The 14201-nt window shown below is 35.5% G+C and carries 11 protein-coding genes; 9 read left to right on the forward strand and 2 right to left on the reverse strand.

Annotated features, from left to right (window positions below):
* The first annotated feature begins 140 nt into the window (after positions 1-140).
* The 9 genes from SBH76_RS08110 (at position 141) to SBH76_RS08150 (ending at position 11186) form a co-directional block, all read left to right on the forward strand.
* A complete protein-coding gene (locus SBH76_RS08110; protein ID WP_290648442.1) occupies positions 141-1220 on the forward strand; it encodes an ABC transporter substrate-binding protein in 1080 nt (359 codons plus the stop codon).
* An 80-nt stretch (positions 1221-1300) separates the two neighbouring features.
* Positions 1301-2800, forward strand: coding sequence for a sugar ABC transporter ATP-binding protein (locus SBH76_RS08115; protein WP_317977442.1), 1500 nt, complete (start codon positions 1301-1303; stop codon positions 2798-2800).
* A 2-nt stretch (positions 2801-2802) separates the two neighbouring features.
* On the forward strand, positions 2803-3858 hold the full coding sequence (locus SBH76_RS08120; RefSeq protein WP_317977443.1) for an ABC transporter permease: 1056 nt from the start codon (positions 2803-2805) through the stop codon (positions 3856-3858).
* Positions 3848-4867 carry an ABC transporter permease subunit gene (locus SBH76_RS08125; RefSeq protein ID WP_317977444.1) on the forward strand — a complete coding sequence of 340 codons (1020 nt, stop codon included), beginning with the start codon at positions 3848-3850 and terminating at the stop codon, positions 4865-4867. The genes SBH76_RS08120 and SBH76_RS08125 overlap by 11 nt, the downstream gene beginning before the upstream one ends.
* A 199-nt stretch (positions 4868-5066) precedes the next feature.
* Positions 5067-7772, forward strand: a complete 2706-nt coding sequence (locus SBH76_RS08130; RefSeq protein ID WP_317977445.1) for a vWA domain-containing protein — start codon at positions 5067-5069, stop codon at positions 7770-7772.
* A gap of 138 nt (positions 7773-7910) precedes the next feature.
* Positions 7911-8372 carry a signal peptidase I gene (gene lepB, locus SBH76_RS08135; protein WP_317977459.1) on the forward strand — a complete coding sequence of 154 codons (462 nt, stop codon included), beginning with the start codon at positions 7911-7913 and terminating at the stop codon, positions 8370-8372.
* Positions 8369-9622 carry a DUF7601 domain-containing protein gene (locus SBH76_RS08140; RefSeq protein ID WP_009662489.1) on the forward strand — a complete coding sequence of 418 codons (1254 nt, stop codon included), beginning with the start codon at positions 8369-8371 and terminating at the stop codon, positions 9620-9622. The genes lepB and SBH76_RS08140 overlap by 4 nt, the downstream gene beginning before the upstream one ends.
* A gap of 3 nt (positions 9623-9625) precedes the next feature.
* The gene (gene srtB / locus SBH76_RS08145) at positions 9626-10363 is read left to right on the forward strand and encodes a class B sortase (protein WP_034215706.1); all 738 of its coding nucleotides are present in this window, start codon (positions 9626-9628) and stop codon (positions 10361-10363) included.
* A gap of 1 nt (position 10364) precedes the next feature.
* Complete coding sequence (locus SBH76_RS08150) at positions 10365-11186, forward strand: LPXTG cell wall anchor domain-containing protein (protein WP_007591728.1); 822 nt, start codon at positions 10365-10367, stop codon at positions 11184-11186.
* Between the two features lie 36 nt (positions 11187-11222).
* On the opposite strand, the gene SBH76_RS08155 is transcribed toward SBH76_RS08150, so the two are convergent.
* Entirely contained in the window at positions 11223-12308 is a 1086-nt protein-coding gene (locus SBH76_RS08155) for a response regulator transcription factor (protein WP_007591730.1), read from the reverse strand.
* Positions 12305-14002, reverse strand: a complete 1698-nt coding sequence (locus SBH76_RS08160) for a sensor histidine kinase (protein WP_007591731.1) — start codon at positions 14000-14002, stop codon at positions 12305-12307. The genes SBH76_RS08155 and SBH76_RS08160 overlap by 4 nt, the downstream gene beginning before the upstream one ends.
* Positions 14003-14201 lie beyond the last annotated feature (199 nt).

Consider the following 14201-nt stretch of genomic DNA (forward strand, 5'->3'; position numbering starts at 1 on the left):
TCATAAAATAATATAAATAAATTTCTTATAATGAAAATAATATAAAAAACGCGTAAAAAAATCTATGTTTACATAGATTTTTTTGTATTACAATATAGTAAACAAATAAATGTTTCGTAAATAATTTTAAGGAGGAGTTTATGAGTAAAAGAGGTTTAAGTTTATTTGTATCTGCAGTTATGCTGACAATGTTTGCACTTACAGGTTGCGGTGGAGGTACAAAAGCACCTGAGGAGAGCAAGGCGGTTGAATCATCAGAAACCGCAGGTGAGAGCAAGAGCGAGGAAGCAAAGAGTGAAGAGTCCAAGGATTCTTCAAAGGTTATTGTAGTAGGTTATGCACAGGTTGGAGCAGAGTCTGATTGGAGAACTGCAAATACGGAGTCATTCAAATCTACATTTGTTCCTGAAAACGGATATGAGCTTATATTTAACGATGCTCAGCAAAAACAGGAAAATCAGATTAAGGCTATCAGAGATTTTATTCAGCAGGAAGTTGATTATATCGTACTTGCACCTGTTGTAGAAACAGGATGGGATACGGTTTTACAGGAAGCGAAGGATGCAGGAATTCCTGTAATACTTTCAGACCGTATGATAAAGACTTCAGATGATTCTCTTTATACAGCACTTGTATGCGGTGACTTTATAAAAGAAGGTGAGACTGCAGGACATTGGCTTGAAGATTATTTGAAGTCAAAGAATATAGCTGCTGACGAGAAGACAAACATTGTTACTCTTCAAGGTACAATCGGTGCATCTGCACAGGTTGGCAGAACAGACGGATTTGCAAATATTTTAGGACAGAACGCAAATTGGAATATGCTTGCAAAGCAAACAGGTGAGTTTACACAATCAAAGGGTCAGGAAGTTATGGAGTCATTCTTAAAGCAGTTTGATGATATTGATGTAGTGGTTGCCGAAAATGACAATATGGCTTTCGGAGCTATTGATGCGATAAAGGCTGCAGGAAAAACATGCGGACCGGAAGGCGATATAACAGTTATATCATTTGATGCTGTAAAGGCCGCATTTGATGCAATGATTGCAGGTGATTTAAATGCAAGTATTGAGTGCAGTCCGCTTCATGGACCTAGAGTAGCTGAAATCATTCAAAAGCTTGAAAAGGGTGAAACGGTAGATAAAATTCAGTATGTAGATGAATCATATTTCGATACAAGTATGGATCTTGAGAAAATTAAGGCAGGAAGAGCTTATTAATAAGGCATAATTTTATATTTTGCATAAAGAAAATACCGGGAGTGAGGAGTTATTTGCTCCTCACTCCTTTTGAGGTGATTATGGATAATCTATTGAAAATGAGAGGAATCTGTAAAAATTTTCCGGGAGTAAAAGCACTTGATAATGTGGATTTTAGTTTAAACAAGGGTGAAATACATGCTTTAATGGGAGAAAACGGTGCGGGTAAGTCCACACTTATAAAGGTACTTACAGGAGTGGAAGAGTTTGAAAGCGGACAGATAATTCTTGAAGATAAAAAAAGTATAATAAATAAAAGTCCAAAAGAAGCACAGGAAAATGGAATAAGTACCGTGTATCAGGAAGTAAATCTTTGCCCGAATATCTCAGTGGCTGAAAATTTATTTTTGGATCGTGAGCCAAGAAAATTCGGACTTATTGACTGGCAAAAAATGAATAGAATGTCCAAGGAACTTTTGGATAAATTGGATATCAAAATAGATGTAACTAAACCTACAGAAAGCTATTCTATTGCAATACAGCAAATGATTGCTATAGCAAGAGCGGTTGATATGTCGGCAAAAGTATTGATACTTGATGAGCCCACTTCATCACTTGATGACGGAGAGGTTGAAAAACTTTTTCTTTTAATGAAAAAATTGAAAAATGACGGAATAGGAATAATATTTGTTACCCATTTTTTGGAGCAGGTATATGCGGTATGTGATAAGATAACTGTTTTAAGAAACGGAGCTCTTGTAGGGGAGTTTGAAGTGAATAATCTCCCGAGAGTACAGCTTGTAGCAAAAATGATGGGTAAAGATTTTAACGACCTTGAAAATATTAAGAGTGAAAGCACACAGACTACCGATAAAGAAGTACTTCTTAGCACAAAGTCACTCGGATCAAACGGTAATATAAAACCGTTCGATCTTAAGTTAAATAAAGGAGAGGTTATAGGAATAACCGGTCTTTTGGGATCAGGGCGTTCTGAACTTGTCAGAGCTATATACGGTGCTGACAAAACGGATACCGGTCAAATGGTATTTAAAAACAAAGAAGTTAAAATAACTGCTCCGATTGATGCCATGAAACTTGGGATGGCATATCTTCCTGAAAACAGAAAAGATGAAGGAATTATAGCGGATCTGTCTGTAAGAGAAAATATAATAATAGCCATGCAGGCAAAACAAGGAATATTTAAACTTATACCGAGAAAAAAGCAGGAAGAATTTGTAGATAAGTATATCGAAATATTACAGATAAAAACAGCCGGGAGAGAAACACCTATAAAACAGCTTTCCGGTGGAAATCAGCAAAAGGTAATTCTTGCAAGATGGCTGCTCACAAATCCTGAACTTCTTATTCTTGATGAACCTACCAGAGGAATTGATGTAGGAACAAAAACTGAGATTCAAAAATTGGTTTTAAAATTGGCGACCGAGGGTATGAGTGTAATATTTATTTCATCAGAAATTGAGGAGATGATCAGAACTTGCCAAAGAATGATAGTAATGAGAGATAAGAAAAAAGTAGGTGAATTAGAATCTGATGAAATATCTCAAAATAATATAATGAGTGCTATAGCAGGAGGGGAATAAAATTGAGAGCATTAAAAATAAAAAACATAACATCTGCAAAACTCTTTCTGCCTATAGTAAGTTTGATTTTAGTCTTGATTATAAATATGATAAAGACACCGAACTTTTTTAATATTACTATACAAAACGGAGTGTTTTACGGATACATAATTGATGTAATAAACCGTGCAAGCGAGCTTGTAATACTGGCTGTAGGCATGACTCTTGTAGTTGCTTCATCAGGAGGTACGGATATTTCGGTAGGTGCGGTATGTGCACTTGCAGGTGCTGTTGCATGTTTTATTCTTGCAGGTGGAGAAGTTTCAACAGATGTATATCATGCACCTTATATAACAGCATTTATTGCTGCAATATTTGTTGGATTACTTTGTGGCTCTTTCAATGCTTTTCTTGTTGCAAAGATGAATATTCAACCTATGGTTGCAACTTTAATATTGTTTACAGCAGGTAGGGGAATGGCACAGCTTGTTACGAACGGACAAATAACCTATATAAGAGTTGAATCATTTAAGATGCTTGGAAATTCTATTCATGGCATACCGCTTCCAACACCTGTATTTGTGGCGTTAGCGGTCGTTTTGATAACACTTATTATACTCAAAAAAACAGCTTTGGGACTTTATATAGAAACTGTTGGAATAAATAATAAAGCAGCAAGACTTGTGGGGTTAAGTCCGGTATTTATACAGTTTATAGCTTATGCATTTTGTGGTCTTTTGGCGGGGCTTGCAGGAATGATAGTTTCGTCAAGAGTATATTCTGCAGATGCAAATAACGCCGGACTTAATATAGAGCTTGATGCAATACTGGCGGTGGCACTTGGAGGAAACAGTCTTGCAGGTGGAAAATTTTCACTTCTTGGAAGTGTTATAGGAGCTTACACTATTCAAGCATTGACTACAACATTATATGCTATGAGTGTCTCGGCAGATCAGCTTCCTGTATATAAGGCGATTGTAGTTGTAATAATAGTATCATTACAGTCAAAGGAATTTATAAAGATAATAAGAGGATTTAATTTAAATAAGAAGAAAGCCGAGGTTGTATATGAAAGATAAGTTAAAAAATATAGATAATAAAGCCTTCTTACTTTATATGACAATTGTTCTCTTTATTATAATGTATGGAATAGGGGTTATAATGTTTGGAAATAAGGGATTTCAAAAACCGCAGGTATTTTTAAATCTCTTCATATCTAATGCAGGACTGATCGTTATAGCAACAGGCATGACAATGGTTATAATATCAGGTGGAATAGATATATCGGTCGGTTCATTTGTAGCACTTACCTGTATGGTATTGGCATATTTAATGGAGAAAATCAAGATAAACGCGCCAAGTGCAATTGCAGTCGTAATCATAATCGGTCTTATATTCGGACTTGTACAGGGAATACTTATTTCATATCTCAATATTCAACCGTTTATAGTTACATTGGCAGGCATGTTCTTTGCCAGAGGTATGACGGCAATTATATCTCAGGAGATGATAAGTATAACAAATGAAACATTTCTCTCATGGGCGAATAAGAAGATAACAATTCCCTTGTTCGGTATAGTGAATAAGAAAGGTGCGGTAGTTTATCCGTATATCTATCCTACAGTAATAGTCGCTCTTATTATACTTGTACTGATGTTCATACTTTTAAAATATACCAAGTTTGGAAGAAGTGTATATGCTGTAGGCGGAAATGAGCAGTCGGCACTGCTCCTTGGATTAAATGTTAAAAAGATAAAACTTCAGGTATATGTACTGAACGGATTATTATGTTCTATCGGCGGATTTTTATTCTGCCTGAATACCTGTGCGGGATTTGTAGAACAGGCTAAAGGATTTGAGATGGAAGCAATAGCGGGAGCGGTAATCGGTGGAACATTACTCACCGGAGGTGTAGGTAATGTGTTCGGAAGTCTTTTCGGTGTACTGATAAAAGGTACTATAGAAGCTTTTGTAAGTTTTCAGGGAACATTATCATCATGGTGGACAAAGATAATAATAGCTGCCATACTTGCATTTTTCATAATACTGCAAAGTATACTTGCAATGTCAAAGAGAGGGAAAAAGTAGCAATAAATGGACATTTGTAGAAAAGTGTACATTTCTATGAAAAATACTGTCATATATTTTATGGCGGTATTTTTTGTTTCTTGTTGAAATTTTATAAACATATGTTATGATAAAGTCATTAAATTTTGGGTAGAGGAGGTGCGTAATAATTTTAAAATTTGTATACAAACATTTCAGAAAAATATTGTTTGTTTTTTTCATGTGCTTAATTGCGTACCTGTTTACCGACTCTTTGGCAGATATGGCTACACCTTCAAATGCCGAGTTTAACGATATTGTTATAACACCCGGTATGGATACGGCTACTTCTTCCGATGCAAGGCGGCATGAAGTAAAGCTTGATGGCATAAGTGTAATTGTGGATGTGCCGGAAGGTGCCTTTGATACAAAGGTAACGCTTAAGGCCAAAAGATTAACCGTAAACGAGCTTGAAAATAATGTGACTCCTGAAAGGGGAGATGATATAAAAGACAGTGACCCGGAAAAATTAAGTGAAACCACAGTTGGGGCGGACGGTATAGAAAATGTTGAAGACTCCTCTGATAGTTCGGGAACTGTAGAAGTTCAAAAAACTGATGAAAGTACTGAAAGCATAAACGGTACACAAGTTCCGGAAACTGTTGAAAGCATTGAAACGGTTTTGAATGAAACTGAGACAACCCTATCTATAAACAGTGATGAAACAATTGAAACTGCAAAGGTTGCAGGTAATGATTCCGGTGAAAGCGTAAAATTATCTGACGAAGGCAATCAGGCGGACGGAAGCAATCAGGTTCCGGAGACATTAAGTGAATCTGTAAGTGAGAACACAAATTATTTGGAAGATGCGGTTATAAGAAATACCGAATCTGAAAATGAAGAGTTTCCGAAAGATTCGATTTCTCTTGATATTCATTTTGAGGATGAAAACAATGTAGAGATAGAACCTTTGACAACTGTATATGTAAATATAAAAATCGACAATAATTTACTTCCTGAAGGAGCAAAGCCTGAAGATACGGAAGTTTATCATATAAAGGATGATAATACCGTAAATAAGATAGAAGATATAGCTCTTATAGAGGATAAAGATGACAACAGTATTACCACAAACTTCAGTGCGGACGGGTTTTCGACCTTTACAATTTCATGGGGGCTGGCTGCCAGCAAGTTTAAAGTAAATGTAAAGTATGTTGACACAAATGGAGATGAAATAACTGCCGATTTGGCAAAATTGGGAGATTTATACACTAGTGGAGGTAATTTTGGTGTAGCACCAAAAGAAAAGATAACACCAATACATCTGGATACTGGTATAGTTGGTATGAGATATAAATTTGCCAGAGCCAGAATGTCGAACGGGACTGTAGTAGACAATATACTTCAGATAGAAAGAGAAACAAGTATATCACAGGGGCTTAGATATACTGTTGATGGAACAAATTGGGTGCCGTTTAGACAACAAGATATGAAATTTCTTGAACTTGTGTATGAGCCTGAAGGAAGGACTATTTCAAACCGAAGAATAAGGACTGATATAAGTAAGACTGTAGAAGATCCTGATAAGGATGGAATCTACGATCTTACACTTACAATAAATAATCAGACCGGAAGTACCTCAAACAGAACGAATATGGATGTACTGTTCCTGCTCGATACTACAAGCAGTATGAGTGAGGGTATTGGAGGTCGTGGTACAGATCCGAAAATATCTTCAGTTTACAGTGTACTTAGAAATGTAATAAGCAACAATTACTTTGACAGCAGTAAATATAATGTAAACTATGCGCTTGTGGGAATTGACAGCGAGCCGCATCTTTATCAAAATTGGACAAGTAACGGAAATTCCGTTATAAGTAAGATTCCTGTAAGTCCGAATAATGTGAGCAGAATAAACTATGAAAAGGGATTTGTTAAGGCAAATGAACTTTTTAGAAACGGCAGAAGCGATGCACAAAAAGTTCTTTTCTTTATTACAGACGGAAACCCTACCTACTACACAAATCACAATACAGGTTGGAATGAGGGACATATAATTGACAGGTACAGTACAATGGCGATGCTTCACGGACAGTTTGCATTGTATGCTATTGATTTGGACTATTTCTTTACAATAGGTCTTGGTAATCAGGGAGATTATGATAAGCTGAAACTTTTGACAAATTCAAATGACTCTGACAGCCCTGTAAGAGGATATAAGGGTATCACCTTACCTGCGCCGGGAGTGGAGGTTGGTAGAAGTCCATATTCAGCAGACAGTAAAAATTCTTTTTTAGATAGAATGAGGGAAATAGTAAGTGTGCTAAAAAGTCCAAGGCTGAGTAATGTCGTGCTGGAGGATAAACTCAGTCAATATGCAATGATTGCAAAGGATCCTTCAGGTAATCCATATCCCCTTGAAATTGAGGTTTTAGGGCCTACAGGAATTCATACAGGAAATTATGTAGTGCGAAACAGTACGTACAGATTATTTTCCACTCCGAGAAATGCAATGGCGGATATTGTATCCTCATACAATGATGCTACCAAAACAATCAGATTGGAGTTTCCGACCGCCTATACTTTAGAGACGGGATATACCTATATGATAAAGGCAAAGATAAAGACTACACCTTTAGCCGAGGCAAAATATGCCGCCACAAAGCAGTTCCAGAAAAATTCCAACGGAACGGATGTGGTCGGAGATCCGGGAACCGGATCGAAGTCATCAAACCAAAAGGGATTTTATTCCAATGATATGGCAAAACTCACATACAAGTATAAGGATCAGGAAATAATTGAAACATTTAAAAAGCCTGTTATCCAACCATACATAAATCCGATACCTACGGGTGTGGCGTTTGATATATCTTATGCCGTAATTTTTATAATAATGTCGATTCTTTCGATTGGAATATTTTATTTTAACAGGAGGAAGAGATGTTAATATATTTTAAACTATTCAAAACCTGTGCCATATGAGAGCATGAAAAAGCAATAGTTAACACATATATAGGAGGATGGATTTATAGAGGAAAAGGAGAAAATCAAAAAGCGTAGTATAGCGGAATTAAAGTCGTTTATAATAAGGTTTCTTACACTTGCCGCAATGATTTATGTCTTGGTATTCATAGTATTCGGAATAAGGATTTCGCCGAATAATGAGATGTTACCGAGAGTAAGAGCAGGGGATTTATTATTTTTCTATAGACTGGAAAGCAGACTCAAATCAAGTGATGCCATATGCTATCATTTTGACGGTGAAAAGTATATAGGGAGAATAATAGGAGCGCCGGGAGACACTATTGATATAGATGATAACGGAAGTGTTATACTAAACGGTGCCGTGTTGGTAGAGGATGATACCAGAGGCAAAACAGATAAGTACGATACGGATGTAACATATCCTATTGTACTGGGGGAAAATGAATTTTTTATACTTGCCGATAACAGAACGCTGGCAAAAGACAGCAGATATTTCGGCGCTATAAAAAAGAAAGATATTGAAGGTAAAATAATTATCGTTATAAGAAAGGATAATATATGATGTTAAAAAGAATTATGACTTTGGCGGCAGTGTCTGCCATGACAATCGCAATGGCGGGAAGTGCAATAGCTGCAGAGACAACAAAGCAGTTAAAGCCTGCAGCAGGATCACCTAATAAAATTAAGTTCACTAAGGAAATGAAAATCTACAATGTTGACGATCCGACAGGCGGAAGTGCAAAGGCACCTGATGTAAAGTATACATATACTATCGCAGGAAGTACCGGCGGTGGCGGAAAGACACCTGTCAGCGGTACCGACGGTGGACTTACAGTAGTTGCAGGTACAGCAATGCCTACTATATCATCGGCTGAATTCAGCCACAATGATACAATTACAAGCAACCTTGTAAAAAAGGAAGTTACAGTAGACTTTACAGAGCAGTTTAATGAGGACGGTAATAACGATATAACAGTTCCGGGTATCTATAGATATGAAATTACAGAGACAGGAAACTTTAACCTTACTACAAGCCAGCATGACTACACAGGAGATGTAAGCCAGCTTACAGGCGGTAAGGAGAAGAGATATCTTGATGTATATGTAGGATACAATGCGGCAGGAAAGCTCGAAGTAAAGACAGCCGTTATGATGAAAAAGGATACTACAGTTACTGACAACTCAAAGACTACAGGTTATATTGATGATTTAAACGGTGCGACTACAACAGACAATAAGGATGATGTAAGTACATTTAAAACAAGAGATATTATCCTTCAAAAGGATGTAGCGGGTAACATGGGTTCTACAACTGAAGAGTTTAAGTTCACTATAGATCTTAGCAATATCGGTGTAGGTATGGACTATAAAGTAACATCTACAAATACTGCAAACCCGACTGCCATTACAGGTGTTACAGCAAATACATATTCACTTACTAATGTTAAGTTAAAGAGCGGTCAGACTATAAAGATTTCAGGTCTTCCATCTACAGCAAAGTACAAAGTTACCGAGGATGTTACTACTGTAGGACCTGCAGGATACAAGACAACTCATGGTATAAATGTTGCAAGAATTGCAGCACCTACATCTACAAATCAGTATGCCAATGTGGCCGCTGTAACAGCAGTTACTCCTGTAAAGGCAGACGATACAGTTGCGGATACAATATTCTTCTTGAACTACCGTGATACACCTACACCTACAGGTGTTGCAATGAGCGTAGCTCCTTTTGCAATCATGGCAGGATTCGGTATCTTACTTATCTTGGTATTCTTTAAGAGAAGAAAAAAAGAAGAAGTTGAGAACTAAAAGATGAATCTTATAGGAAAATGTGCATACATAGGAAACAGGATTATAGATATAATCGTTATTCTTATGGCGGTGATAATGCTCTTATTCGGGGCATATTCACTATATGATATTTTTCATGTATATAAAGGGGCATCTCTTTCAAGTGAAATCTTAAAGAGTGCCCCCGGTACCGCCGGAAATGCGGATGATACCGTAAATGTAGAGGCTTTATTTAACAAATATCCTGATATGAGAGCGTGGCTCAATATTTTTGATACCAATATAAACTATCCTATAGTTCAGGGCATTGATGATGCGGAGTATCTCAATAAGGATATAGACGGTGAGTTTTCTCTGGCCGGATCGATATTTTTAAGCAGTCTTTGTAACGGTGACTTAAATGAGCATTACTCACTTGTTTACGGTCATCATATGGACAATGGAGCTATGTTCGGTGATGTGGAAAAGTTCCTTGATAAGAGCTTTTTTGACAGTCATGTGGACGGAATACTCTATACCAAAACAGAGATATATGATGTAAAGGTATTTGCCGTTTTGGAAACCGATGCCTATAATGAGAAGATTTATTTCCCGTATTTTGCAAATGAAAACAAAGATGATTTTTATAATTATCTTCAGAAAAATGCGGTACATATAAGGGATGTAAACCGTAATAATAAGGTTATTACAATGTCTACATGTACAGAGTCCTATACAAACGGAAGGATTGTGCTTTTTGGCGAACTTATAAGGAGATGATATGAAGCAAATTTATAAGAAAATCATATTTTTCCTTTTGTTGACATATTTTATATTTGTGCCAAGGGATGCCTTGGCTGCAAATGTAAAATTGCCTATTAACATAAATGTATCGGGAACCAATCCTGTTTACTACAGATATGATGTAAATATCAGTAAGCTTGATTCAAGGAATAATGTTGTTTCAACTGAAGAAATTTCGATGCCTTTAAGAAGAAACGGTACATATACTTATGATTTCGGAGATTTTGACGATGTCGGAGAGTATAAATACAGTATAAGTCTGGCAAATGCCGATGATGAGAGATTTGCCTTTGACAGAAGAAATTATATTGTTCATATACAGGTATTAACAAACGGAACTGATATTTATACAAATACGTATCTTGAGGACCCGAATGAAACGGCAAAGCCTGCTGCAGTGGATTTTAATGTAAAATATCTTGTAGAAATAGTTTATCCGAACGAGAGGGATAAGAACAAAGGCGGCTCCGATACAGGGGATAATAGAAAAGATAATAATAAAGATAATAAAAAAGACGGTCAAAAAAATACAGATAAAAATAATAAAAAGCCTTCAGATGATGAAAGTCGTCCTGATAACAGATCGGACGGCGAGCCTTTAATTATCATAGACAAGCCGGATAATAACAAGTCCGATGATAATAATAATGGTAAAATGATTGAAGTGGCAAAGAGATTACAAAAGGCTATTGTAAAGACAGGAGATGAGAGCTCTCTCAGTTTCTATACAACTCTGTTTTTTGTTTCAACATGTATTTTTATACTACTGTTCTTTAGAAGAAAGAAAAACCACCGGTAAAGTATCTGGATATATTTTTTACATGGTGGTTTTTTCTTATAATTTTAAATTCTCTTCACTTGGAGGATATCCAAACTTTGCCTTGTATCTTTTGCTGAAATAAAATATATCGGAATATCCGCATTCTGTCGCTATATCTACTATTTTCATATTACTGTTTCGCAAAAGTTTTTTCGCTTTTTCAAGTCGGTAATCCGAGAGAGTTTGTTTTATCGTACTTCCATATACTTTTTTAAATACCGTATTGATATAGGACGGATTTTTGCCCATATTATTTGCAATTTCTGCTACAGTGTAATCATAATTCGAAAAATTTCTTTCTATATCTTCAAGTATCTGCTTTCCGATAAGCTGCTCCTTGGTTAAGATAGTGTTTAATCCCATACAGTCAACACCGATCTCAATTAAAATATCCTCAAGTTTTTCTATACAGGATATATCCTTTTCAAAAATATTTTCCTGCATATACTGAACCAGGGTAAGACTTTGCAGTATATGATACTTTATATCAAGGCTGTTCAGTATTTCTCTGATAAGCTTGTAAAGTGTGGTGGCATTATAATTTTCCAAAATATCTTTTGTATTTTCTTTTATAAAATTTGCATATGACTCTTTATCCGAATTTGACATATATTTTATTACAGCCGGTCTTATGTTGCTTATATCTTTAGCCTGTATAATCAAATTTTCTTTATTAAACAATCCGGATAAAAGAGCTATACTTTTGTCCTTAGGCATATTTTTTGAAGACTCAATAACATCAATGCATTTATCAAGGCTTTCTAAAAGAGCCTCTTCACTTATAGGCTTTGTGAGATAGTCAAAAACACCGTAGCGCATCGCCTCTACGGCAAAATTAAAATCATTATATCCTGATAGAAGTATTATTTTGGTATTCAATTTATTTTCAAAAATATATCCGGCCACTTCAAGACCTGTTACAGATATCATTTTTATATCCATAAGTAAAAGATCTACTTTAGTAAGTGAAAGACATTTTATAACATCTTCCCCGTCTTCACATAAGGAGACTATATCTATATTTGTCCTGTTATCGGATATAATCTTTTCAAGTCTTGCACGAATAAAATATTCATCATCGGCAATAACTAGTTTTATCATAAGAACTCCTTTTTTATTTTAAAAGAAATACTACATCCCGGGTTTTGATTCTCAAAGTCGAGCCTGTAATCATTACCGTAATACAGCTTTAAAATTCTGTTTATATGCTTTAGAGCAAAGTGGTGGTTATTATCGGTTTCATCGTTAAGGATATGATTTAAATTATCCATATCTATTCCGAAGCCGTTATCTGAAACCTTAAATAATATATTATCTTCATCCTGATTTACTGTAATATTTATATTTCCCTTATATTTTAAGCCTTTTATACCATGATAAATACTGTTTTCCGCAAGAGGGAGCAGTATAAGTTTCGGGCATTTAAATTGCTTTATATTTCTGTCACAGGAAATGCTGTATTCAAATTTATCATGGTATCTTACAGACATTATATCAAGATAAGCCTTACAAGTATGTAACTCTTCTTCTATATTCACAAAACTTTTTCCCAGACTTAAACTTCCTCTGTAAAATTTTGAAAGATTCATCACAAGTTCCATCAAAGTCTGTTTCTCATCAAGGCTTGCAAGAGAATATATATTATCCAGAGTGTTATAGAGGAAATGTGGCTTTATCTGTTCATTCACCTTATCGATTTCAATACGATTTTTTTCCTTTTCAATATCTATCAACTTGTTTTTCAGTTCGTTTTGAGACTTCAACATTATATTAAAATCTCCTATAAGTTCTTTCATTTCAGGAGAGTCGGCTTCATAGGAAAATTCTCTCCAATTACCTTTACTTACAAATCTTGTATGTTCTACCAAAGCATAAATAGGCTTACTGAGGTTTTTAGCAATATCTTTTGACATAAAAAGTGCAAGCCCGAGAGAAAAGCATGCGGTTATAAAAAAAGCGATTCCCATAGTAAGTGCAGGCTTTATAAAAAAGAATAGAGGAATAAAATGTACAAGCTTCCAAGGATAGGACTTTAAAGGCATTGTATTTATAAAGCCGTAACCTGAAAAAATATGCCCCGATTTTCCTGATTTGACTGCGCCTATTATAGTGTCCGTAAGAGTGTTTTTCTCATTCAGATAGTCGGATTTACTTATAATATCGTACTCATTGTCTACAAGCAGATAAAGAGAACTTGAAGTATCGGATACCGCATATATATCGGATATACTTTTTTCAGAGATTATAAGCTCTATATAGCCGTAGAGATCACCGCTTCTGTAGTCATATATCGGATGTACATATGAGAATGTATCGATCAGATTATCACTGGAGGTATCATACTTTTTTGTTGCAAACCATTTTCCACCGGATACACGGATAGCTTTAAAATCACTTGGATATTGCTTCCTTTCGGAGCTCATAATAATACTGTAGTCCTTATCATATATACTTATACCGTAAATATATGGTGCAGGATATATAAGCTTGTAAATTTCCAGGCTCATATTGATTTTCTGAGCGGAAAAACCGTACGTATTATTATAATAAGTGTCAAAGCCGTGCTGTATAACATCATTGTTTAAAAGAAGTCTGGAATAGTGGGTTGCTGAAGTAAAGTAGTGGTCAAGACGATTTTCTATATGGCCAAGCTGTATATCTGAAGCCTCGATTCGATCGTCTGTATAATAAAACATAAATATAATACTTGTAATAAAAAACAGTATACCTACAGGAAGTAATACCATAAGCCTGAGGCCGTCAAACAGTTGCAGATAAATACTCTTACTTTTCAAACTCAACTCCTAAAATAATGATAAATAGTCTGATATTTTTTAACCTTGTCAAAAATATAACTCTTGATATGCATTTTAATCAAAAATTTATAGAAATAATTATACATGGAGGCATTTAAAATGACAAGAAATCTATAAAAATTCCATGGGATGCCTGACCGGGAATTGCTATAATCAAAACATAAATTTTGTATCGTGT

The organism is Lachnoanaerobaculum sanguinis (genome assembly GCF_033242365.1).
Classification (GTDB): Bacteria; Bacillota; Clostridia; order Lachnospirales; family Lachnospiraceae; genus Lachnoanaerobaculum; species Lachnoanaerobaculum sanguinis.